Below are 22,936 nucleotides of genomic sequence, written 5' to 3' on the forward strand. Positions count from 1 at the left end.
TGTCAGGTACTTAAGACAAGTCGCCGGTTTTGGCTTAGTTTGTCGATGCCTGATAGCGTACTGAGAAATTGTTCATGGCTGCCAGAGCCTCTTGAATATGGTTTGGGTCAGAAAACTCAAACGCATTCACGCCCACCCGCGCCAAATAAAATACCTGATCAGGCAGATAATCGCCGACGGCTCTAATTTCCCCTTGATAGCCGTCGCGGCTCCTTAGTAAGCGTGCTTGCGAAAAAAGCCTGCCATCGCCGAATATCGGAAAATTAAGTTCTATCACGCCAATTTTGCTTAAGTCGTTAGTCAGCGGTTCAATTTGATCGCTGGGAATGAGCCGAACGCCGGTTTGGCTGGAGCGTTTGAGTAGTTGTTCTCTATCTGTCAGCCAACGCGCTAATGTGACTGTAATGTCACCATTTTCTGGTAACGGATTGTCGTCGGCAACAAAAGTCCAGGTGTTTTCTACCAACTGTCGATCTTTAATGATTTGCATAAACTCTTTCTTTGAATGGTTCCAGGCCAACACGCTTGACGGTCTCTAAAAATGCTTCGTCTTCAAGGCGTTGCTTGATGTAAACGTCTAATATCGTTGTGATGGTCGAGGTGATTTGGTCTTTGGGAACTGATGGTCCCAGGCGTTCGCCTATCGCTGCTTCGTTTTCAGAAGAGCCGCCCAAGGTGATTTGATACCACTCCTCACCATGTTTATCGACGCCCAGAATGCCGATGTGGCCGACACTTTGATGGGCGCAGCCGTTCATGCAGCCAGACATATTAATTTTGATGTCGCCGATGTCGTGGATGTAATCCAAATCATCCAATGCTTCGTTGAGTTCCTTTGCTACGCCAATAGAGCCGGCATTGGCCAGCGAGCAAAAATCCAGGCCCGGGCAACAGATCATGTCGGTGACGGTGCCGATGTTGGGTGTAGCCAATTTAATGACGTTTAGTTGCTGCCATACTGTCAACAGGTCGGCTTGTTTCACGTCAGCCAAGACCAAATTCTGTCTATGAGTGCTTCTAATTTCGCCAAAGCTGAATTGGTCGGCCAAATCTGCTACCGCTTCAAGCTGTTTATCAGTCATGTCGCCAGGAGGAGAATCCGGGGCTTTTAGTGAAACGTAGACGCCGCGATAGCCGGCGATTTTGTGTTCGACGGTATTGTATTTAAACCATTTTGCAAAATCGGTGTTGTCGGCCAACTGCGCGGTCAGGGCGGTGTCATTGGCAGCGCTAGGATCGTAAGCGGGTGGTAAAAACTGCGCTTTGATTTCCTCAATGCGTTCATTGCTCAGGATCATATCTTCCTTAATGCGTAGCCATTCCTTTTCGACCATGGCGGTAAATTTCTCCAATCCGGTTTCCTTGACCAGGATTTTGATGCGCGCTTTATATTTGTTGTCGCGCCTGCCGAATAGGTTGTAGATCCGTAAGATCGCTTCCAAATACGACAATAGATGTTGTTTTTCAAGAAAAGGTCTAACGGTTTGACCAATGATGGGAGTTCTGCCCAGGCCGCCGCCGGCCAAAATTCTGAAGCCGATTTCACCAACTTCGTTTTTAACCAAATAGACGCCAATGTCATGAAATTGCACGGCGGCGCGATCATGCGCCGCGCCGCTAACGGCGATCTTGAATTTGCGCGGCAGAAAAGCAAATTCCGGATGCAGTGTCGTCCACTGTCTGATGATTTCGCAGTAGGGGCGCGGATCTTCGATTTCGTCTTTGCAGACGCCAGCTAAGGGGTCTGAGGTTGTATTTCTCAGGCAGTTGCCGCTGGTTTGAATGGCGTGCATTTGCACGGTCGCCAGTTCGGCAAGCAGGTCGGGCACCCGACTAAGTTCCGGCCAGTTGTATTGCACGTTTTGGCGGGTTGTGAAATGACAATAGCCCTTGTCATAGTCTCGGGCGACGGAAGCCAGTTTGCGTAATTGCTTGGACGAAAGCAATCCATACGGCACTGCAACACGGAGCATGGGGGCATGGGTTTGCACGTACAAACCATTCATCAGTCGCAAGGCTCTGAATTGGTCCGGGCCGAGTTCGCCGTTTAAAAAACGTTGGGTTTGTCCGCGAAACTCGTTAACGCGCTCTTCTATAAGTGTTTGATCTTGCTTGTTATATTGATACATTTAAGGGCGATGCTTGGTTTACATACTATTTTGCTAGGTATCTGAATAATATACTGGCCGGGATTAAATGACAAAGAATATTGTATGGTGATAACATGCCCGGTTAGTTTTTTCCGCTTTCAATAATGACTAAAACATAGAGGATAAAGGGGGCTATCTTGTTGCGCTTACTGTTAATTTTGGCCGGCTTGCTGTTTTTGCCGGAAATCGCCATGGCTGAAGAGTTTCACAATCTCGGCTTAACCGGAACGGAGCGGGGCATTTATACCGTTCTGATCTTTTTGGTGGCCTATGGATTTGTGATGGCAGAAGAATTTACGCATTTGCGTAAATCCAAGCCGGTTATCTTTGCCGCTGCCGTCATTTGGGGGCATGTGGCGATATTGGCTCAAGAGGCCGGTGTTTCCGGTGAAGAACTGCATAAAGCTTTCGAACATGATTTGAAAGAGTACGCAGAGTTGATGTTGTTCTTGCTGGTGGCGATGACCTATATCAACACCATGGCGGAACGTAATGTGTTTGAAGCGCTGCGCTCCTGGTTGATTCGTAAACAATTTGGCTACAAGCAATTGTTCTGGATCACCGGCATCATTACCTTCTTCCTGTCTTCGGTAGCTGACAACCTGACTTCTGCTCTGCTGGTTGGCGCCGTGGTGATGGCGGTGGGCGCGGATAACGAAAAATTCGTTTCTATCGGTTTCGTCAACTTGGTGATCGCGGCAAATGCCGGTGGCGCGTTTTGCCCATTCGGTGACATCACTACATTAATGGTGTGGCAAGCCGGTTATGCTGAGTTTTTCGATTTCTTCAAGTTGTTCATTCCATCTGTCGTCAATTTCGTCGTGCCCGCCTTCTTCATGGCGCAAGCGATTCCAAGTGGTCAGCCGAAAGCAACCAACGAGGCTGCTGTTGAATTGAAGCCCGGTGGTTGGGTGGTTTGCGGTTTGTTCGGCGTTACCATCGGTTTGGCGGTCAGCTTCAAACAATTTCTGCATTTGCCACCGTTCATGGGCATGATGGCAGGGTTGTCCATATTGATGTTATTCATCTACTACATAAAGATGCGCTTCGCCTCAGCTGATGCGGTGCATCTTGATGTATTTGATCGCGTAAAGGAAGCTGAATGGGATACGTTGCTGTTCTTCTTTGGTGTGGTCTTCGCGGTAGGTGGTTTAGGTTATATCGGGTACCTCGAATTGTTGTCCGGCGCGATGTACGACGGCTTGGGTCAAACCACCGCCAACATCCTGGTCGGTATAATTTCAGCAATAGTTGATAACATCCCGGTGATGTTCGCGGTACTGAATATGAATCTGGATATGGATTTGTATCAATGGTTGTTGGTGACATTGACTGCCGGTGTGGGTGGTTCATTGTTCTCGGTGGGTTCTGCGGCAGGCGTAGCGTTGATGGGGCAATCCAATCACAAATACACCTTCTTCAGTCACTTGAAGTGGACGCCGGTTATTGCTGCAGGCTATGCGGCGAGTATCGTTACCCACTATCTGATCAACGGTTAATTCGTCGATTTTTGATAAAACTGCAATAAAGTAAGGGAAAGCGCGTGACAAAGACTATTGATAGTTGGCGTAGCGCTTTCTCTACTTTTACGCAGTGGCGTGTTCTGAGTGTGGTATTTCTCGGTTTCAGCCGGACTTCCTTTCTCGTTGGTTTCTTCGCCTGTATCGGTTTGGCTGGTCGATGGACAGGTTTCTCTATCGGTCATAAGCTTTTTCATTCTGGTGGGCGTAGGGCCTTACTCGATTAGAGTACTATTCCTGCATGAGCACACCGACGCCCGTCCCCCCTAATTCGGCAGATAAGCCGTCGCCGACAATCCAATCAACCCTCGTTGTGCGCCGCAAGCGCTCCGCTTTGGAAGTGTTTCATGAGCTCAAGCAGCCTAAGGTGGCCGTCATGTTGGCGCTGGGCTTTGCCTCGGGCTTGCCCTTCCTGCTGACAGCCAACACCTTTGGCTACTGGTTGCGGGATGACGGCACGAGCCTGGTTGCCATCGGTTTCATGTCCTGGGTTGGCTTTGCTTACGCCTTTAAGGTGTACTGGTCGCCGCTGGTGGATCATATCGATGTGCCGCTGCTGGGCCGTCTGGGGCGTCGTCGCGGTTGGATACTGCTGTGCCAAATTTTGATCGCCATCGGTCTGCTGGGTATGGCCGCTGTCGGGACAGCAGGCGGGCTGGCGGCTATTGGAGTCTTTGCGTTGTTGACGGCCTTCGCGTCAGCTACGCAGGACATCGCCATCGACGCTTGGCGAATCGAATCCGCGTCCGACGACGCCGACGCGGGGTTGATGACTTCGGCAGCGCAGGTCGGATACCGTGTCGCTCTCATTATTACTGACGCCTTAATCATTGCTGCGGCGGCCCGTGTCGGGTGGAGCATGTCGTATGTTGCCATGGCGGTATTGATGGCACTTTGCACCGTAGCAACCCTGTGTGCCTCTGAGCCAGCCCGCGCTGATGTGGTGCGGCGCCAGAAGTCTCCGCTATGGACCTTGCGCGGCCTCGCCGATGCGATCATCGGCCCGTTTATCGACTTTTTCGTCAATCACAAGGTTGCAGGACTGCTTATGCTGCTGATGGTGGCGCTCTATCGCCTGCCTGATTTCGTGATGGGGCCAATGTACAACCCGTATTATCATGATCTCGGGCTTTCCAAGGACACGGTGGCCTGGGTGCGAGGCTCATTCGGGCTGGTTGCAACCTTTTTCGGTATTGCCTCGGCGGGTCTCAGTGCCGTGCGATTCGGCCTGTTACCAACGCTGATCGCGGGGCTTGTGTTCGAGGGGTGTGGCACGGCGGCATTCGCCTTGCTCAGCGTCAACGCTGACACAGCGATTTTCGCCGCAGTCATGACGCTCGACGCTTTTGCCCAGTCCTTCGCGGGCGTCGCCTTGGTAATTTATATGTCGAGCCTGACCAGTTTGGGCTACACCGCCACTCAGTACGCCATGCTGTCGTCAACTTACGCCTTGCTTGGCAAATTCCTGAAAGGATTCTCCGGGGTTGCGGTCGAAACGCTCACGCCCATATACGGGTTACCCGGAGCCTATGCTACTGCGTTTGTGGCTACTGGCCTGACCGCATTACCGCCGCTGCTGCTGTTGCTGCTGCTTTGGCGCGTGCAGAACATCAAGCGATAGTTCTTGTGACCAAAGTATCGATAGCGCCTGATTTGATAGCAAATTACACGAAATAGTAAGTAGGTTTTTAAAAGCGCTATCCTTGTTCTGAGCGTCTGTTCGTGATGCCGTTATTGAGGGAGATTTCAAGGCTCAGGTGGACTGTAGGGTTTTAGTAATGTTATTGACACGGACTGGTGAGTGGTGGTGATGGTCTGAGGCGCTAAGTTAGTGTTTAACTTTGTTTTTGTGTTGCAGATTGCTTGCCGAGATCGTATCATAAGCAGTTCTCTATCAAGTATGTAGCCCGGAACGGGTATGTGAGCGCTATGAAACCAGAAATACATCCAGAATATAAACAAATTACCGTTACTTGCGGGTGCGGCAATACTTTTCAAACCGGTTCTGTGCTGGCTTCTGATTTACACATTGAGGTGTGTTCTTCTTGCCATCCGTTTTATACCGGTAAACAACGCGTCGTTGATACGTCGGGCCGTGTTGATAAATTCCGCAAAAAATTCGGAAAATAATAGTTTTCGAGAAGTCTTGTTCGGCCGTCGGTCAACTGGCGGCCAGATTCTTCCCCGTTATACGAAGTGTTTTAAAATAACGCTTCTTCTGCAAATAATTCATCCTCTTCGGGTTCTTCAGTTTTTGGTGCCGATTTTGCCGTTGGTACGGTTTCTTCGCTGAAATATTCCCAAATGCCTCCTCTCGCTTCTTGATCTAGCAATAACCCGTCTGCTGGGTTGATGTAAGCCTGGACTATCCCATTCGGTTGGGTTAATGGTTTTTCAGGGAAATTTTCTTGTACGGCTTTCATGAATTTAATCCACATCGGTAAGGCGGCTTTGCCGCCAGTCTCACCATGTCCAAGTGGTAATGAATTATCGAAGCCTATCCATGCAGATGCCACTATATCGGTAGCAAAACCGTTAAACCAAGCGTCTCTCTGTTCGTTCGTGGTGCCTGTTTTACCCGCCAAATCGTTACGGCCCAATTGTTTGGCCTGAGTTGCCGTGCCGCGCTGTACAACATCTCTCAGCAGGCTGTTTGCCAGGAAATTAATTTTTGCTGAAATAGCGAGCGGCGCGCGGTTTGGTGACGGTGGGTCTTGGTCTGGGCAATCGGCGCATGCCAGGGGTGGGTTGGCCTGGAACAACAGGTTACCTTTGTGATCTTCGATGCGTTCGATGAGGTAGGGTTTTACCAAAAAACCGCCATTGGCAAAGACCGCGTAGGCCGACGCCATACGCAACGGTGATGCATAGCCGCTACCCAAAGCCAGAGACAGTGTGCCGGGTAATTGTTCTTTATCGAAACCAAAGCGCATAGCTGTATCGATTGCCTGAGGTATTCCGATTTCCTGCAGCAATCGCACTGAGACCAGATTGATCGATTCCCGGAGCGCAACCCGCAATGATGTCGGCCCCAGAAAGCGGCGGCTATAGTTTTCCGGACGCCAATCGTTTTCTTGCGAAGGGTCCTCGATTACGATGGGGGCGTCATTAATGATGCTGGCCGCAGTGAAGCCTTTCTCCAAGGCGGCAGTATAAATAATAGGCTTGAATCCCGAGCCAGGCTGGCGTTTGGACTGCGTAGCCCTGTTATATTTGCTGTGATAAAAATCAAAGCCGCCGCATAGTGCCAGAATCGCGCCATTGTTAGGATTGAGTGCTACGAAAGCAGCCTCAGCTCCCGGAATCTGCGTCAGCGCCCATTCGTCTTTTGCTAATTCTCTAACCCAGATGATGTCGTTCGGTTTAAGAAAAGCCTTGGCGGAGCCAATATTTTTTTCCGGATAAGGTCTTGCCCATTCAATATTTTTCCAGGCGATGACAATCTGTGTGTTGTCATAAAGTCTTGCGGTAACCCCGGAATCGGCCACTGCTGTTATCAGGGCTTGCCGAGTGTCTCCGATAACGTTGTCGGTCAGTTGAGCGCCGCCTTTTTGTGTATTTTTATGTGGAAAACCGCGATAGCCGTGGCGCTCGTCATATTCATGCAAGGTTTTTTGCAAAGCGTCTTCTGCGGCTAACTGAAATTGGCTAGGGACGGTGGTGAAAATTTTCAAACCCAAGGTATAGGCTGTCTCGCCATACTTGGACATAACTTCTTGCCTAACCATTTCCGCGATGTATGGCGCCTGTAGCTCGACATTTATCGGCTGAATCTCCGCATTATCAACTGCTTGCACGGCAATTTCGTAATCGCTCTGGCTTATATAGTTTAAATCCAGCATTCGGCGCAACACGTAGTTCCGTCGCTCTATAGCGCGCTGAGGATTGGCTATGGGATTGTAAATGGACGGCGCTTTCGGCAGGCCGGCAATCATCGCTTGTTGATGCAGAGTTAACTCGGAAATATCTTTACCGTAGTAGGTTTGTGCGGCTGCTGCGACGCCATAGGCACGTTGACCCATATAAATTTTGTTCAAATAAAGATCCATAATCTGATCTTTGGAATATTGCCGCTCTATTTTCAGGGCAAGAATGATCTCCTTGAGCTTACGTAAATAGGTTCTTTCGTTACTCAGCAGGAAATTGCGGGCAACTTGCATGGTGATGGTGCTGCCGCCTTGGCGCTTCTTGCCGGTGAGGGCTAATTGGCTTACCGCTCGCAGCAGGCCTTTGAAATCCACGCCGTTGTGTTTGTAAAAGCGGTCGTCTTCCGCAGCGATAAACGCTTTGATCAATTGCGGCGGTACTTGCTCAATGTTGATCGGGATTCGGCGCTTCTCGCCAAACTGAGCTATCAATAGCTTGTCTTGGCTGTAGATGTTCAACGGCATTTGATATTGAACATGTTGTAACTGGTCGATGTCCGGCAGTTCCTTATCGAGTTCGATTAGGAAAAAATAAGTGGCGATCAGAAATGTGCCGATAAAAGCGAAAAAGAAGAAGGCCAGCCACTTAAAAAGTGTCTTGATCAGAGACTTGGGTTTGGGAGCTTTCTTAATGGGCACTGAAATTCAAACGCACTGCTAAAATACAAATTGCCGGTCAAAATAAACCCTTTTGATAATAGGAACAACCTAAAGTTACTTATAAAGTGGTTTATCTAAGAGGATGAAATTAAAAAAACCTACTATACTTCTGACCCATGTGGGTTCTGCACCTCGTCTGAGCATGCTTGAGCCAAATTCAATCATATTCGATCTAAAAAGGGTTCATTCATGAGCTGGTTGAGCAGGAATCCGTCGGCTGTGCTGGGTGTGGATATTAGTACAGCTGCGGTTAAATTGTTGGAATTGAGCCGGGTCGGTGCTCGTTACCGGGTAGAAAGTTACTCGGTGGCGCCCTTACCTCAAGATGCGATAGTCGATAAGAACATCACCAATATAGAGCAAATCGGCGCGGTAATAAAAGCGGCGGTCAAGCAATCCGGTACTCGGGCAAAGCAGGCGAGCGTTGCGGTTGCCGGTTCCTCGGTGATGACCAAAATCATTTCGATGCCCGCCTCCTTGTCCGACAGGGACATGGAGGAGCAGATCATGGTGGAAGCGGATCAATACATTCCTTATTCGCTGGACGAGGTTAATCTCGATTTCGAAGTTCAGGGTATCACCAAAAATAACCCGGATATGGTTGATGTGTTGCTGGCGGCTTCTCGACGGGAAAACATTGAAGACAGGGTGGCTGCGCTGGCCTATGCCGGCCTTAAGGCTGTCGTCGTCGATGTGGAAGCTTTCGCGATGGAAAATGCGTTTTCCTTGTTGGCCGATCAGTTGCCGGAAGGTGCCGGCAATATGACTGTCGCCATTGCCGATATTGGCGCAACCATGACCTCTCTGAACATTCTGCATGAAGGTAAAACTGTTTATACCCGGGAGCAGGGCTTTGGCGGAAAACAGCTAACTGAAGAGATTCAGCGCCGCTATGGCCTGTCGTATGAAGAAGCCGGTTTGGCCAAGAAGCACGGCGGCTTGCCGGACAATTACGTCACGGATGTGCTGGAGCCCTTCAAAAAAGCCATGTTGCAGCAAATCGCCAGATCGTTGCAATTCTTTGTTTCCTCTAGCGCCAATCGCGGCGTCGATGCCTTGGTACTTGCCGGTGGTTGCGCGTCAATCGCGGGTTTGGACAAATTGGTGGAACGCGACCTCGGCATCCCTTCTTACATTGCCAATCCATTTATCAATATGGCGCTTTCTAATCGGGTCAAACCGCAAAGTCTGAGCAACGATACGCCTGCGATGATGATAGCGTGCGGTTTAGCGCTAAGGAGTTTCGATTAATGGCAAGAATTAATTTACTCCCCTGGCGAGAAGAGCTGCGTAAAAAAAAGCAGCAGGATTTTGTGGCGGGTATTGGTGCCGGTATTTTGGTGACAGCACTGATTTTGGTCGTGGTCTATATGTATATCGAAGGGATCAAAGAGTATCAGACCCGCAGAAACACGCTACTACAAAACGAAATAGCCATCTTGGATAAGCGAATTCAAGAAATCAAAGAAATTGAAGATAAGAAAAACCGGTTATTGACCAAAATTGAAGTCATCCAAAAGTTGCAGGAAAGCCGTCCCGAGGTGGTGCATTTATTCGATGAATTGGCCAAAACCACGCCGGATGGTATTTACCTGACGAAGTTTGCCCAGGCAGGAGCGGTTTTGACGCTGGATGGGAAGGCGGAATCGAATGCGCGGGTGTCCGCTTATATGCGGGCTATCGATAACTCGCCGTGGATGAATACCTCGGTACTGACTGTTATCAAGGGCGAGGGTAAGAAGGATGGGCAGATGAATGACTTCACCCTAACTGCCAAGCAAGGTAAGAAGGTCGATAAGCCTCAACCAGGAGCCGTCAAATGAATTTGTCTGAAATCAATTGGGACATTAATTCGGCGGGCAGCTGGCCAACGCCACTAAAAATCATCGTCATTCTTATGTTTGCGGTATTAACAGCGGCGGCTGGCATTTACTTTGTGACGGTGCCGCAGTTGGATGAATTGGATGTGCTTGAAAAACAAGAAGAGAGTTTGAAAAGTGCGTTTGAAGTTAAGCAAAAAAAGGCTGTCAATCTCCAGGATTACCGCGATCAGCTGGATCAAATCGAAGCGTCGCTAGGTGAGATGCTGAAGCAGATGCCTACCAAAGCTGAAGTTGCCAGCTTGTTGGTTGATATTTCCCAAACCGGATTGGCAAGTGGCCTAGAGTTTAAATTGTTCCAACCCAGTACCGAAATTAACAGAGAGTTTTATTCCGAATTACCAATTGGTATCCATGTCGTCGGGAAGTATGAAGAGCTGGGACTATTTGTCAGCGGTTTAGCTTCCCTACCCCGGATTGTGACGGTGCACGATGTGGTCATGACGCCGATGGGTAAAGAAGGCAAAGATGGTATGAGCATGACGGCAACGATAAAAACCTATAACGAGGGCGAAACAGCGCAAGCCGCCGGCGGACCGGCTGCTAAGAAAAGGAGAGGACAATGAGGTGCGTCGGTGTGAAAGTTTTTCCGACCCTGCCGATGTTGAGTTTGCTTTTGGTTGGGATGGTCGGATGCGGTGGCGACGATGTCAGCGATTTGACCAAATATATTGAAGAGGTAAAAGCTCGTCCCAAGTCTGCTATCGAACCCTTGCCTGAAATTAAAGTGGTTGAATCGTTTATATTCAAGCCCGATGGATTGAGGGATCCGTTTAGGTCAATTGAAAGAAAAGATGACGATAGCAATGTCGACGTCTCCGGTATCAACGGTATTAGACCTGATATAGAACGCCGGAAGGAAGAGTTGGAAGCCTACCCTCTGGACAGTCTGCGCATGGTTGGAACGCTACGTAACGACAAAGGCTATTGGGGTTTGGTAAGAGCTAGAGATGGGACTATCCACCGCGTACAGGTTGGGCATCACATGGGGCAAAATTACGGCAAGATACTGCGTATTCTTGACGACAAAATAGAGCTAATGGAAATCGTACCTGATAAACCGGGCACTTGGCGCGAACAACAGTCTTCACTAGCATTGGCCGATGAAAAAGGGTTATAGAAATGAGTATTAAACAAAATAAAAACGGATGGAAAGTGGCCGGCTTCGGTTTCTGGTGTTCAGTGTTGCTGAGTTGTTTTGTGCATGTTGCGCTGGTGCACGCCGACGACCGAGCGATAAACAACTTAGAGTTTTCCACCTTGGCCGGAAACCAAGTGCAAGTGCAACTGGAAATGGATGCTCCGGTAGTGGAGCCGAAAATCTTTCAGACCGATAAACCTTCCAGAATCGCATTGGACTTTGCCGGCGTAAAAAGTAATCTGGCAAAAAAAAGCTTTCCGATCAATCAAGGTGCTGCAGGCACGGTATATGTGGTTGAGGCTTCGGGGCGGACTCGGGTTATTATCAATTTGGTAGAAAAAGTGCCTTACGAAACCAAAATCGAGGGCAATAAATTTTATGTGGTGTTGAAGTCCAGCGGGACCGTTGCTGCGGTAAACCGAGCCGTACAGCAAGCGCCTGTCGCGAAGGATTCGGTGATTAGTAAATTTTTGCCGGAACAAAACATAAAAAGTATTGATTTTCGACGCGGGCCAAACGGTGAGGGACGTTTGCTACTGGGTTTATCTGCGGCAAATACTGTCGTGGACGCTAAACAAAATGCCGGTAAAGTGGTTTTAAGTTTCCTAAACACCAAGTTGCCGGAGTCTTTAGTTAAAAGTTTTGACGTATCCGATTTTGCGACACCTGTACAAAAAATCGAAGCCTCTCCCAGAGGCGATAGCGTCAACATTGTCATAACACCCAACAATGGTAATTACGATTACTCGTCCTATCAGTCCGATAATTTATTGACGGTTGAGTTTCGGCCGTTGACACCGGCGGAAAAAGAAGCGCAGCAAAAAGAAAAATTCCCGTATATCGGCAATAAGTTGTCATTGAATTTTCAAGATATTGAAGTGCGTTCGGTGTTGCAAATTCTGGCCGACTTTACCGAGCTGAATATCATTGCTGCTGATTCGGTGGCGGGCAATGTCACGCTTAGATTGAACGATGTACCTTGGGATCAGGCGTTGGAGTTGATTTTAAAATCCAAAGGTTTGGCAAAAAGACAGAACGGCAATGTGGTGATGGTGGCGCCGGTTGCTGAGATCATGAAAATCGAGCAGGAGGAGCTGGATTCGAAAAAAATATTCGAAGAGTTGGAACCGTTAAAAACCGAAAATATTCAGATCAATTACGCAAAAGCAGGGGAGATTTGCGGTGTATTAATGGGGGTGGGGAATAGCTCGCAAGGTGGTCAGTCCGGTGCAGGTGCAAGCAGTGGCGGAGGTGGTGGTTGCGGCGGTGGTAGTGGTAGTTCCGTCGCGTCGCAACAGGCCGGTTCCGGCCAGAATAGCCAAGGTGGCGGTCCAGCAAGTATGCGATTGCTATCGCCACGCGGTACGGCGATTGTCGATGCCAGAACCAATACGCTGATTGTCAAGGATACGGCAAAGGCTATGGAAGATGTACGCAGAATGATCAAACTATTGGACGTGCCTGTGCGCCAAGTGTTGATCGAATCGCGAATCGTCATAGCGGATACTTCGTTTGCGCAGAACTTGGGTACCAAATTTGGGGTGGCTCATAAAGCCGACGTAAATAGCGGAACGCAATACGGAATGACGGCCAGTGGTGCGGAAACCAGCGAAAATTCGCAAATTCTGTCGGATTTGGGATCTGCATTGGCAGCTTCCAGCGGAGGTGCTTTGGCCTTGACCTTGGCACGCGGAGCGGATTATCTTTTGAACCTAGAGATCAGTGCATTGCAAGACGATGGTAAAGGCGAGTTGGTATCCAATCCGCGGGTAATGACTAGCGACATGGTACAAGCCTCAATCAAACAAGGTGTGCAGATTCCGTATCAAACCCAAAGTCAGGCGACTGGTCCGGTGACGGAGCTGGTCGATGCGGTGTTGGAGCTGAATGTCACGCCGCAGATTACGCCAAGCGGCAGTGTTATCATGCTGCTCGACATCAAAAAAGATTCGCCGGGAACACCTTTGGCTACAGGCGGTAACGCAACGGTACCTATCGATACCCGGCAGTTGAAAACCAAAGTTCAAGTTGAAGATGGCGAGACGGTAGTGTTGGGCGGCATCTATGAGTCGACTGTTCAGGAATCTTATAATACTGTGCCTTGGGTGTCGGATTTGCCGGTGATTGGCTGGATGTTCAAGAAAAGTGTAAAAAACGATACCAAAAAAGAGTTGTTGGTGTTTATTACGCCTAAAGTGGTGAAAGAGTCGATGACGATAAAGTGAGTCTTCGTCTGGCCTAGCGACAAAAAGGGGCTTCATGCCCCTTTTTTTTGTGGCTTGCCGAGATTGGTTGGCTGTCTTGCGTTCGTTCTTTTAAGCTGTCGGCTATGCTATATTCCGCATTCACCCGATAATCGTTACGAACATGACGACAAACAAAATTTTAACTCTAGTTCTTTGGGCGCTGTTGTTGCAAGCCTGCGGTCAAACCGGGCCCTTATATATGCCGGATAGCCCGCCGCCAATTTACGTACCGAAACAAGATAAATAAACCATGGATTTTTTTAATTATCGGCAACACGAGCTGTTTGCCGAAAGCATTCCTGTTGACAAAATTGCCGAAAACTACGGTACTCCCTGCTATGTCTATTCGCGTGCGACCTTGGAGAGGCATTGGCAAGCCTTCGATCAAGGCTTTGCCGGGCACCCGCACCTTATTTGTTATGCCGTAAAAGCCAATTCAAATATTGCGATTCTCAACGTGCTGGCGCGACTTGGGTCTGGGTTCGACATCGTGTCGCTTGGCGAAATGCAGCGCGTGCTAGCTGCGGGCGGCAGTCCTGACAAAATTGTGTTTTCCGGTGTCGGTAAACGCGAGGACGAAATCTTAGCGGCGCTGAAAATAGGTATACGCTGTTTTAATGTTGAAGTCAGTGGCGAACTTGATCGGATCAACCGTTTAGCCGGTGAGCTGGGTGTTATTGCTCCCGTGTCTTTCCGGGTCAATCCGGATGTTGATGCTAAGACGCATCCCTATATTTCCACCGGCTTGAAAGAAAATAAATTCGGGATCGATATCAAGCAAGCCATTCATGAATATCGGCGCGCCGCGCAGATGCCGAATATCCAAATAGTCGGTATCGATTGCCATATTGGCTCTCAATTAACTGAAACAGTGCCGTTTTTGGATGCATTGGATAGGGTGTTGGCGTTAGTCGATGAGCTGCAAGAGGAAGGTATTGAATTGCACCATCTCGATTTAGGAGGCGGGCTGGGTATTTGTTATCGCGATGAGCACCCACCGCAACCTTCTGAATATATTTCAGCTCTGCTGCAGCGTTTGGCGGGACGGAGCTTTGAAATTCTATTGGAGCCGGGGCGCGCCATCGTCGGCAATGCGGGAATATTGTTAACCAGAGTGGAGTACCTTAAGCCAACAGACAATAAAAACTTTGCCATTGTCGATGCGGCGATGAATGATCTGGTTAGGCCGGCTTTATACGGGGCGTGGCAGGCAATCATTCCGGCGAATGCCGAAAGCGATCAGGTCGAGTTGGATTGGGACATCGTGGGGCCGGTTTGCGAGACCGGTGACTTTCTGGGCAAGGCGCGGTCGTTAAAATTGAAACAAGGCGACTTATTGGCGGTTCGTTCAGCGGGAGCCTACGGGTTTACGATGAGTTCAAACTATAACTCGAGGCCACGAGCGGCGGAGGTAATGGTGGATGGCGATAAAACGCATCTTATTCGATCCCGAGAAACTCTGGAGCAACTATGGGTTGGCGAGCAGCTTTTACCTGAGTAGCGATGATGATTAATTTCACCAAAATGCAGGGCTTGGGCAATGATTTTGTCGTGATCGACGCTATAAACCAGCCAATACAATTGACGACATCACAGATTCGATTTTTGGCGGATCGCCATTTTGGCGTGGGCTGCGATCAATTGTTATTGGTGGAAAAGCCGGTTAGCGATAACGCCGAGTTTAAATACCGGATTTTCAATGCTGACGGTAGCGAGGTTGCGCAATGTGGAAACGGTGCGCGTTGCTTCGCACGCTTTGTGCGCGACAAAGGATTAAGTAATAAAGACGAAATTATTGTTGATACAGACGCGAGACAACTGACGCTTCGATTCGATGCGGGCGGTTTGATCACCGTTGACATGGGAGTTCCCGCACTGGAGCCTGAGCAAATACCGCTAAAGGTTTCCGAACAGTCCACGTTATATAAAGTGACTTTGGCGGACACAGAAGTTGCATTCGCAGCTGTTTCTATGGGGAATCCTCATGCGGTTATCCAGGTTGATGATGTGATCAGCGCGCCCGTTTCATCTATCGGCGCTAGGTTGGAGAGTCATGAGCTGTTTCCGGAGCGAGCTAATATTGGTTTCATGCAAATTGTTAATCGTCGACAAATCAAGTTGCGAGTTTACGAGCGTGGCGCAGCCGAAACGCTGGCTTGTGGCAGCGGGGCTTGCGCTGCTGTTGTGGCCGGTATCGAGCAAGGTTTGTTGGAGCAGGATGTTCAGGTTCAACTGCCTGGCGGGGAATTAATCGTTAGCTGGCTTGGTAGTGGTCATCCTGTCATGATGACGGGGGCCGCGACTACGGTATTCGAAGGACAAATAAAGTTATGAGCAGTGAACCAAAAGTCTTATTGACCGAAGCCCTCGTTAAGGCCTATCTGCAAGAACATCCCGAGTTTTTCCAAAATCATTTGGATTTGCTGGAGAAGATGCATATCCCACATCCCAGTGGTAATGCAATATCGCTAATATCCAAGCAACTTGAAATTTTTCGGGCGAAGCATCAGGAGCAAGAAAATCAATTGACCGCGTTGATCGATATTGCCCGGGAAAATGACGCTTCGTTCAATCGCATGCATGAGTTGACTCTGGCCATGTTGGAAGCAAATACCCTGGAGGACGCGGTAGCAAATTTAAGTGAGGTGTTGGCTGAATGTTTTTTCACTGATTTCGTATCCATTAAAATCATCAAAGAACAACCGCTCTCGCCTATCAGTAATTTATTCGTTGGGGCTGATGATGCTAACTTGAAGCATTTTTCCAATGAATTAACCACAAACCAGCCGAAATGCGGTCGGCCGACCTTAGCGCAAGCGAGGTTTTTGTTTGGCGACGTGGCCGCGGAAGTTCGCTCGTGTGCGATCATTCCTATGGTGTTTACGCAGCTTGATGGGTTGTTGGCGATCGGCAGTCGCGATGAGTCGCGCTTTCACTATAGTATGGGCAGCATATTTCTTACTCAAATGAGTGAGATTATCGGGACTCGTCTTATATCATTGCTACACCAAACGGATTGATTGTCATGCATGCCGAAGCGGATGAGGCCTTGCTGCGGTATTTTCGCTATTTGGTTTCGGAAAAGCGCGTTGCAGATCATACGTCAACAAACTACCAAAGGGATTTAAAACGTTTTCAAAGTTTTTGCTCTGGGCAAGAGCTCATGTTTTGGCAGCAAGTTCAGGATCGTGATGTACGGAATTATATTGCCGGGCGTCATAAAAACGGTATCGGTAGCAAGACGATTCAGCGCGAACTCGCTGCTTTACGCAGTTTTTATCGATTTTTACTTAAAGCCAAGCAAGTGGAGCATAACCCTGCCCAGCATGTGCAAGCGCCCAAAGTTTCAAAAAGGCTGCCACATGTTTTGGATGTCGATCAGGTTGTGGGGATGTTAAATGCGACGCCGGATTCGATTTTGGAAATCCGCGATTTGGCGATGTTTGAATTGTTTTACTCATCTGGGTTGCGACTGAGCGAGTTGGTAATGCTTGATTTGTCAGACATCAATCTTAGCGAAGGCTTTTTGAGGGTGCGGTTTGGTAAAGGCGGCAAGCAAAGGCAATTGCCGGTTGGTAGTAAAGCACTTGATGCGCTTAAGGTTTGGCTGGCAAGTCGGCCTGATGGGGAGTGGCAGGCAGTGTTTGTTTCCCTGAAGGGGCTTCGATTATCTCAAAGAAGCGTGCAACTTAGATTGGATCGTTGGGGCAAAAAAAACGGAATAGCCGAGCACCTTCATCCTCATATGTTGAGGCATTCGTTCGCAAGCCATTTGCTTGAAGCCAGTAAAGATATTAGGGCTGTGCAAGAGTTGTTAGGGCATAGCAATATATCGACTACTCAGATATACACGCACCTGGATTTTCAACATTTAGCGGCTGTTTATGATCAAGCACATCCGCGCTCGCGCAAGGGTTGAAGGCTGTTGAATAAAAAAGTTCTTGACGCGAGTATGTTGTGTGATTAGAATGAGCGGCTCTTCACTGCTCTGGCTTTTAAGTTTTGGTGGTGAAGCGGTCGGCTTAGTTCGGCGGGTTTGAGGTTGTTGATTGGCGGGTTTGTTTTTTTGGTTTCGGTTTTTGAAGCGACTTAAAAATAAATTTGACAAACACTGAAAACGCTGTAAAATATGTCGGCTCAACAGGGCGAAATGCTCTGGCTCTTTAACAAACGAAATCGAAATAATTTGTGTGGGTATGTGTAGCGACTATGTGCTGTTTAAAAATAGTCGACACAGACACCACGTCAATTCGCAAGAAAAGATGTTCTGTAGTCGAGTCAAGATTGGTCACTAATCTTATTTAGTGACAAGTTAAAATTAAACTGAAGAGTTTGATCATGGCTCAGATTGAACGCTGGCGGTATGCTTAACACATGCAAGTCGAACGGTAGCAGGCCTTCGGGCGCTGACGAGTGGCGGACGGGTGAGTAATGCATAGGAATCTGCCTATTAGTGGGGGACAACGTGGGGAAACTCACGCTAATACCGCATACGCCCTACGGGGGAAAGCTGGGGACCTTCGGGCCTGGCGCTAATAGATGAGCCTATGTCGGATTAGCTAGTTGGTGGGGTAAAGGCCTACCAAGGCGACGATCCGTAGCTGGTCTGAGAGGATGATCAGCCACACTGGGACTGAGACACGGCCCAGACTCCTACGGGAGGCAGCAGTGGGGAATATTGGACAATGGGCGAAAGCCTGATCCAGCAATACCGCGTGTGTGAAGAAGGCCTGAGGGTTGTAAAGCACTTTCAATAGGAAGGAATACCTATCGGTTAATACCCGGTAGACTGACATTACCTATACAAGAAGCACCGGCTAACTCCGTGCCAGCAGCCGCGGTAATACGGAGGGTGCAAGCGTTAATCGGAATTACTGGGCGTAAAGCGTGCGTAGGCGGTTGTTTAAGTCAGATGTGAAAGCCCTGGGCTTAACCTGGGAACTGCATTTGATACTGGGCAACTAGAGTTTAGTAGAGGGGAGTGGAATTTCAGGTGTAGCGGTGAAATGCGTAGAGATCTGAAGGAACACCAGTGGCGAAGGCGGCTCCCTGGACTAAAACTGACGCTGAGGTACGAAAGCGTGGGTAGCAAACAGGATTAGATACCCTGGTAGTCCACGCCGTAAACGATGTCAACTAACTGTTGGGTTCTTAAAGAACTTAGTAGTGGAGCTAACGTATTAAGTTGACCGCCTGGGGAGTACGGCCGCAAGGCTAAAACTCAAATGAATTGACGGGGGCCCGCACAAGCGGTGGAGCATGTGGTTTAATTCGATGCAACGCGAAGAACCTTACCTACCCTTGACATCCAGAGAATCTGTTAGAGATAGCGGAGTGCCTTCGGGAACTCTGAGACAGGTGCTGCATGGCTGTCGTCAGCTCGTGTTGTGAAATGTTGGGTTAAGTCCCGTAACGAGCGCAACCCTTATCCTTAGTTGCCAGCGGGTCATGCCGGGAACTCTAGGGAGACTGCCGGTGATAAACCGGAGGAAGGTGGGGACGACGTCAAGTCATCATGGCCCTTATGGGTAGGGCTACACACGTGCTACAATGGCCGGTACAGAGGGCTGCGAACTCGCGAGAGTAAGCGAATCCCAAAAAGCCGGTCCCAGTCCGGATCGCAGTCTGCAACTCGACTGCGTGAAGTCGGAATCGCTAGTAATCGCGGATCAGAATGCCGCGGTGAATACGTTCCCGGGCCTTGTACACACCGCCCGTCACACCATGGGAGTGGGTTGCAAAAGAAGTAGGTAGTTTAACCTTCGGGAGGGCGCTTACCACTTTGTGATTCATGACTGGGGTGAAGTCGTAACAAGGTAGCCCTAGGGGAACCTGGGGCTGGATCACCTCCTTACAAAGACGGCACACCGTTACACGTACTCACAACAAATTATTTCGATTGAAAGACGCACCTGGGTCTGTAGCTCAGTTGGTTAGAGCGCACCCCTGATAAGGGTGAGGTCGGAGGTTCAACTCCTCCCAGACCCACCAACGCATAAAAGGCGAAAGCAATAAGGCGAAACACAATCAGACCACACGCCTGGTTAGAATAACTGGCGCTGTGCTTAGTCACGTTTCGGCTTGAGTCTTGGCTTTAGTCTGCTTTAGGGGCCATAGCTCAGCTGGGAGAGCGCCTGCCTTGCACGCAGGAGGTCGGGAGTTCGATCCTCCCTGGCTCCACCATCATGCTGAACGCTGAGGGTTAACCAGTTCGTCAAATGTAAGAAAAATAGTGGGTGAACATCAACGCTATAGGGTTTTTCGGTGGTAGCAGATAAAGACTTTATAGCATTGGTACTCGTACCGATAGCTCTTTAACAATATGGAAATCTGTAACTATAGTAATGATCAGCAATGATCAACACTAAAACGAGTTGCGGTTTGAATGAGGTCTGTCTCGAAAGGGAAAGGCGGAAAGCAAACAGCATGTCGTTCTCAAGCAGAAAAAATCAGCGAAAATGTCAGCTGACAGTATAGCCAAAGTACAGACGTATTCGGGTTATATGGTCAAGTGAATAAGCGCATACGGTGAATGCCTAGGCAGTAAGAGGCGATGAAGGACGTTGTAGCATGCGAAAAGCTTTGGGGAGCCTGCAAACCGGCTGTGATCCAGAGATGTCCGAATGGGGAAACCCGGCGTGCATAAGCGCGTCATCTTTGAGTGAATACATAGCTCACTGAAGCGAACCCGGAGAACTGAAACATCTAAGTACCCGGAGGAAAAGAAATCAACCGAGATTCCCTAAGTAGTGGCGAGCGAACGGGGACTAGCCCTTAAGCTAGGATAAGGTTAGTGGAACGGTCTGGAAAGTCCGGCGATACAGGGTGATAGCCCCGTACACGAAAACCTTTTTCTAGTGAAATCGAGTAGGTCGGAGCACGTGAAACTTTGACTGAATATGGGGGGACCATCCTCCAAGGCTAAATACTCCTTACTGACCGATAGTGAACTAGTACCGTGAGGGAAAGGCGAAAAGAACCGCGGAGAGCGGAGTGAAATAGAACCTGAAACCGTATGCGTACAAGCAGTGGGAGCCCCTTCGTGGGGTGACTGCGTACCTTTTGTATAATGGGTCAGCGACTTACATTTTGTGGCAAGCTTAACCGAATAGGGGAGGCGTAGCGAAAGCGAGTCTTAATAGGGCGTTTAGTCGCAAGGTGTAGACCCGAAACCGGGCGATCTATCCATGGCCAGGCTGAAGGTTGGGTAATACTAACTGGAGGGCCGAACCCACGTCTGTTGAAAAAGACGGGGATGAGCTGTGGATCGGAGTGAAAGGCTAATCAAGCTCGGAGATAGCTGGTTCTCCTCGAAAGCTATTTAGGTAGCGCCTCGTGTATCACTGCTGGGGGTAGAGCACTGTTTCGGCTAGGGGGTCATCCCGACTTACCAACCCGATGCAAACTCCGAATACCAGCAAGTGCCAGCACGGGAGACACACGGCGGGTGATAAGGTCCGTCGTGAAAAGGGAAACAGCCCAGACCGTCAGCTAAGGTCCCCAAATCTATGCTCAGTGGGAAACGATGTGGAAAGGCACAGACAGCCAGGAGGTTGGCTTAGAAGCAGCCATCCTTTAAAGAAAGCGTAATAGCTCACTGGTCGAGTCGGTCTGCGCGGAAGATTTACCGGGGCTAAGCATAGTACCGAAGCTACGGATTTACACGTAAGTGTGAGTGGTAGAGGAGCGTTCCGTACGCCTGCGAAGGTCGATTGAGAAGTCGGCTGGAGGTATCGGAAGTGCGAATGCTGACATAAGTAACGATAAAGGGGGTGAAAAACCCCCTCGCCGAAAACCCAAGGTTTCCTGCGCAACGTTAATCGACGCAGGGTTAGTCGGCACCTAAGGCGAGGCTGAAAAGCGTAGTCGATGGAAAACAGGTTAATATTCCTGTACCAGTAGTAACTGCGATGGGGTGACGGAGAAGGCTATATCAGCGGTCGGTTGGAAGTGGCCGTTTAAGCAGGTAGGCATGCATCTTAGGCAAATCCGGGGTGCTCTATGCCGAGACGTGATGACGAGCGGTTCGAAAGAACAGCGAAGTGATAGATGCCCTGCTTCCAGGAAAAACCTCTAAGCTTCAGGTTACTAGTGGCCGTACCCTAAACCGACACAGGTGGGTGGGATGAAAATTCTAAGGCGCTTGAGAGAACCCAGGTGAAGGAACTAGGCAAAATGATACCGTAACTTCGGGAGAAGGTATGCCCTCATTACGTGAAGGTCCTCGCGACTGGAGCGGAAGGGGGTTGCAAAAAATCGGTGGCTGCGACTGTTTAGCAAAAACATAGCACTCTGCAAACACGAAAGTGGACGTATAGGGTGTGACGCCTGCCCGGTGCTGGAAGGTTAATTGATGGGGTTATCTTCGGAGAAGCTCTTGATCGAAGCCCCAGTAAACGGCGGCCGTAACTATAACGGTCCTAAGGTAGCGAAATTCCTTGTCGGGTAAGTTCCGACCTGCACGAATGGCGTAACGATGGCCACACTGTCTCCACCTGGGACTCAGTGAAATTGAAATCGCTGTGAAGATGCAGTGTACCCGCGGCTAGACGGAAAGACCCCGTGCACCTTTACTATAGCTTGACACTGGACTTTGAACCTACTTGTGTAGGATAGGTGGGAGGCTTTGAAGCGGGAACGCCAGTTCTCGTGGAGCCAACCTTGAAATACCACCCTGGTATGTTTGGAGTTCTAACCTCGATCCATTATCTGGATTAGGGACAGTGTCTGGTGGGTAGTTTGACTGGGGCGGTCTCCTCCTAAAGAGTAACGGAGGAGCACGAAGGTACCCTCAGCCTGGTCGGAAATCAGGCAATGAGTGCAAAGGCATAAGGGTGCTTGACTGCGAGACGGACAAGTCGAGCAGGTACGAAAGTAGGTCTTAGTGATCCGGTGGTTCTGTATGGAAGGGCCATCGCTCAACGGATAAAAGGTACGCCGGGGATAACAGGCTGATACCGCCCAAGAGTTCATATCGACGGCGGTGTTTGGCACCTCGATGTCGGCTCATCACATCCTGGGGCTGAAGCAGGTCCCAAGGGTATGGCTGTTCGCCATTTAAAGTGGTACGCGAGCTGGGTTCAGAACGTCGTGAGACAGTTCGGTCCCTATCTGCCGTGGGCGTTTGAGATTTGAGGGAAGCTGCTTCTAGTACGAGAGGACCGAAGTGGACGAACCTCTGGTGTTCCGGTTGTCATGCCAATGGCATTGCCGGGTAGCCACGTTCGGACAGGATAACCGCTGAAAGCATCTAAGCGGGAAGCCCCTCCCAAGATGAGATCTCACTGGGACTTTAAGTCCCCTGAAGGGCCGTCGGAGACTACGACGTTGATAGGCACGGTGTGGAAGTCCAGTAATGGGCGTAGCTAACGTGTACTAATTGCCCGTGAGGCTTGACCATATAACACCCAATG

At 49.5% G+C, this 22,936-nt stretch carries 17 protein-coding genes, 2 tRNA genes and 2 rRNA genes; 17 read left to right on the forward strand and 4 right to left on the reverse strand.

What is annotated here, in order from left to right:
• Positions 1-34: 34 nt before the first annotated feature.
• Together DDY07_RS20770 and DDY07_RS20775 are read right to left on the reverse strand one after the other, a co-directional pair.
• Complete coding sequence (locus tag DDY07_RS20770) at positions 35-490, reverse strand: DUF934 domain-containing protein (RefSeq protein WP_171697291.1); 456 nt, start codon at positions 488-490, stop codon at positions 35-37.
• The gene (locus DDY07_RS20775) at positions 477-2,129 is read right to left on the reverse strand and encodes a nitrite/sulfite reductase (protein ID WP_171697292.1); all 1,653 of its coding nucleotides are present in this window, start codon (positions 2,127-2,129) and stop codon (positions 477-479) included. The genes DDY07_RS20770 and DDY07_RS20775 overlap by 14 nt, the downstream gene beginning before the upstream one ends.
• A gap of 212 nt (positions 2,130-2,341) precedes the next feature.
• Here DDY07_RS20775 and nhaD point away from each other — a divergent pair, with 212 nt between their 5' ends.
• On the forward strand, positions 2,342-3,649 hold the full coding sequence (nhaD, locus tag DDY07_RS20780; RefSeq protein ID WP_225587310.1) for a sodium:proton antiporter NhaD: 1,308 nt from the start codon (positions 2,342-2,344) through the stop codon (positions 3,647-3,649).
• Here the strand turns inward: nhaD and DDY07_RS20785 are convergent.
• Positions 3,646-3,855, reverse strand: coding sequence for a hypothetical protein (locus DDY07_RS20785; RefSeq protein WP_171697293.1), 210 nt, complete (start codon positions 3,853-3,855; stop codon positions 3,646-3,648). The genes nhaD and DDY07_RS20785 overlap by 4 nt on opposite strands.
• A gap of 56 nt (positions 3,856-3,911) precedes the next feature.
• Between DDY07_RS20785 and DDY07_RS20790 the strand changes: the two genes are divergently transcribed.
• Positions 3,912-5,291 (forward strand): MFS transporter, encoded by a 1,380-nt coding sequence (locus tag DDY07_RS20790; RefSeq protein ID WP_253734561.1) that lies wholly within the window; start codon positions 3,912-3,914, stop codon positions 5,289-5,291.
• A 308-nt stretch (positions 5,292-5,599) separates the two neighbouring features.
• Positions 5,600-5,800: a 50S ribosomal protein L31 gene (gene rpmE, locus DDY07_RS20795; RefSeq protein ID WP_081607938.1), complete on the forward strand. Its 201-nt coding sequence runs from the start codon at positions 5,600-5,602 to the stop codon at positions 5,798-5,800.
• 71 nt (positions 5,801-5,871) lie between these two features.
• Here the strand turns inward: rpmE and DDY07_RS20800 are convergent, their stop codons facing one another.
• A complete protein-coding gene (locus DDY07_RS20800) occupies positions 5,872-8,235 on the reverse strand; it encodes a PBP1A family penicillin-binding protein (protein ID WP_171697294.1) in 2,364 nt (787 codons plus the stop codon).
• Positions 8,236-8,445: 210 nt separating this feature from the next.
• Here DDY07_RS20800 and DDY07_RS20805 point away from each other — a divergent pair, with 210 nt between their 5' ends.
• From DDY07_RS20805 to DDY07_RS20870, 14 genes are all read left to right on the forward strand, one after another.
• Positions 8,446-9,507 (forward strand): pilus assembly protein PilM, encoded by a 1,062-nt coding sequence (locus tag DDY07_RS20805; protein WP_020483743.1) that lies wholly within the window; start codon positions 8,446-8,448, stop codon positions 9,505-9,507.
• On the forward strand, positions 9,507-10,079 hold the full coding sequence (locus DDY07_RS20810; protein ID WP_033156772.1) for a PilN domain-containing protein: 573 nt from the start codon (positions 9,507-9,509) through the stop codon (positions 10,077-10,079). Before DDY07_RS20805 ends, DDY07_RS20810 begins: the two co-directional genes overlap by 1 nt.
• On the forward strand, positions 10,076-10,702 hold the full coding sequence (locus tag DDY07_RS20815) for a type 4a pilus biogenesis protein PilO (protein ID WP_033156771.1): 627 nt from the start codon (positions 10,076-10,078) through the stop codon (positions 10,700-10,702). Before DDY07_RS20810 ends, DDY07_RS20815 begins: the two co-directional genes overlap by 4 nt.
• Positions 10,699-11,256 (forward strand): pilus assembly protein PilP, encoded by a 558-nt coding sequence (locus DDY07_RS20820; RefSeq protein ID WP_101052641.1) that lies wholly within the window; start codon positions 10,699-10,701, stop codon positions 11,254-11,256. The genes DDY07_RS20815 and DDY07_RS20820 overlap by 4 nt, the downstream gene beginning before the upstream one ends.
• 2 nt (positions 11,257-11,258) lie before the next feature.
• Positions 11,259-13,502: a type IV pilus secretin PilQ gene (pilQ, locus tag DDY07_RS20825; RefSeq protein WP_171697295.1), complete on the forward strand. Its 2,244-nt coding sequence runs from the start codon at positions 11,259-11,261 to the stop codon at positions 13,500-13,502.
• 142 nt (positions 13,503-13,644) lie between these two features.
• The gene (locus tag DDY07_RS20830) at positions 13,645-13,770 is read left to right on the forward strand and encodes a lipoprotein (protein WP_084153286.1); all 126 of its coding nucleotides are present in this window, start codon (positions 13,645-13,647) and stop codon (positions 13,768-13,770) included.
• A 3-nt stretch (positions 13,771-13,773) separates the two neighbouring features.
• Positions 13,774-15,024, forward strand: a complete 1,251-nt coding sequence (lysA, locus tag DDY07_RS20835; RefSeq protein WP_171697296.1) for a diaminopimelate decarboxylase — start codon at positions 13,774-13,776, stop codon at positions 15,022-15,024.
• Between the two features lie 2 nt (positions 15,025-15,026).
• A complete protein-coding gene (dapF, locus tag DDY07_RS20840) occupies positions 15,027-15,857 on the forward strand; it encodes a diaminopimelate epimerase (RefSeq protein WP_367650893.1) in 831 nt (276 codons plus the stop codon).
• The gene (locus DDY07_RS20845) at positions 15,854-16,543 is read left to right on the forward strand and encodes a DUF484 family protein (RefSeq protein WP_171697297.1); all 690 of its coding nucleotides are present in this window, start codon (positions 15,854-15,856) and stop codon (positions 16,541-16,543) included. The genes dapF and DDY07_RS20845 overlap by 4 nt, the downstream gene beginning before the upstream one ends.
• A gap of 5 nt (positions 16,544-16,548) precedes the next feature.
• On the forward strand, positions 16,549-17,442 hold the full coding sequence (gene xerC, locus DDY07_RS20850) for a tyrosine recombinase XerC (protein WP_171697298.1): 894 nt from the start codon (positions 16,549-16,551) through the stop codon (positions 17,440-17,442).
• Positions 17,443-17,843: 401 nt separating this feature from the next.
• A 16S ribosomal RNA gene (locus DDY07_RS20855) occupies positions 17,844-19,377 on the forward strand.
• Positions 19,378-19,437: 60 nt separating this feature from the next.
• Positions 19,438-19,514 (forward strand) — tRNA-Ile (locus DDY07_RS20860).
• A 116-nt stretch (positions 19,515-19,630) separates the two neighbouring features.
• Positions 19,631-19,706 (forward strand) — tRNA-Ala (locus DDY07_RS20865).
• Between the two features lie 322 nt (positions 19,707-20,028).
• A 23S ribosomal RNA gene (locus DDY07_RS20870) occupies positions 20,029-22,923 on the forward strand.
• Together the 16S and 23S rRNA genes with 2 tRNA genes alongside form the textbook arrangement of a ribosomal RNA operon.
• Positions 22,924-22,936: the final 13 nt, after the last annotated feature.

This window comes from Methylomonas sp. ZR1, from assembly GCF_013141865.1.
Classification (GTDB): Bacteria; Pseudomonadota; Gammaproteobacteria; order Methylococcales; family Methylomonadaceae; genus Methylomonas.

What these genes read in the sequence shown, in the direction of transcription:
- nhaD (WP_225587310.1), top strand. Translation starts at nt 2,342, where the DNA reads ATGGCTGAAGAGTTTCACAATCTCGGCTTAACCGGAACGGAGCGGGGC.
- DDY07_RS20820 (WP_101052641.1), top strand. Translation starts at nt 10,699, where the DNA reads ATGAGGTGCGTCGGTGTGAAAGTTTTTCCGACCCTGCCGATGTTGAGT.
- xerC (WP_171697298.1), top strand. Translation starts at nt 16,549, where the DNA reads ATGCATGCCGAAGCGGATGAGGCCTTGCTGCGGTATTTTCGCTATTTG.
- DDY07_RS20845 (WP_171697297.1), top strand. Translation starts at nt 15,854, where the DNA reads ATGAGCAGTGAACCAAAAGTCTTATTGACCGAAGCCCTCGTTAAGGCC.
- DDY07_RS20785 (WP_171697293.1), bottom strand. Translation starts at nt 3,855, where the DNA reads ATGACCGATAGAGAAACCTGTCCATCGACCAGCCAAACCGATACAGGC.
- dapF (WP_367650893.1), top strand. Translation starts at nt 15,027, where the DNA reads ATGATGATTAATTTCACCAAAATGCAGGGCTTGGGCAATGATTTTGTC.
- pilQ (WP_171697295.1), top strand. Translation starts at nt 11,259, where the DNA reads ATGAGTATTAAACAAAATAAAAACGGATGGAAAGTGGCCGGCTTCGGT.
- DDY07_RS20830 (WP_084153286.1), top strand. Translation starts at nt 13,645, where the DNA reads ATGACGACAAACAAAATTTTAACTCTAGTTCTTTGGGCGCTGTTGTTG.
- DDY07_RS20770 (WP_171697291.1), bottom strand. Translation starts at nt 490, where the DNA reads ATGCAAATCATTAAAGATCGACAGTTGGTAGAAAACACCTGGACTTTT.
- DDY07_RS20810 (WP_033156772.1), top strand. Translation starts at nt 9,507, where the DNA reads ATGGCAAGAATTAATTTACTCCCCTGGCGAGAAGAGCTGCGTAAAAAA.
- DDY07_RS20805 (WP_020483743.1), top strand. Translation starts at nt 8,446, where the DNA reads ATGAGCTGGTTGAGCAGGAATCCGTCGGCTGTGCTGGGTGTGGATATT.
- DDY07_RS20775 (WP_171697292.1), bottom strand. Translation starts at nt 2,129, where the DNA reads ATGTATCAATATAACAAGCAAGATCAAACACTTATAGAAGAGCGCGTT.
- rpmE (WP_081607938.1), top strand. Translation starts at nt 5,600, where the DNA reads ATGAAACCAGAAATACATCCAGAATATAAACAAATTACCGTTACTTGC.
- lysA (WP_171697296.1), top strand. Translation starts at nt 13,774, where the DNA reads ATGGATTTTTTTAATTATCGGCAACACGAGCTGTTTGCCGAAAGCATT.
- DDY07_RS20815 (WP_033156771.1), top strand. Translation starts at nt 10,076, where the DNA reads ATGAATTTGTCTGAAATCAATTGGGACATTAATTCGGCGGGCAGCTGG.
- DDY07_RS20790 (WP_253734561.1), top strand. Translation starts at nt 3,912, where the DNA reads ATGAGCACACCGACGCCCGTCCCCCCTAATTCGGCAGATAAGCCGTCG.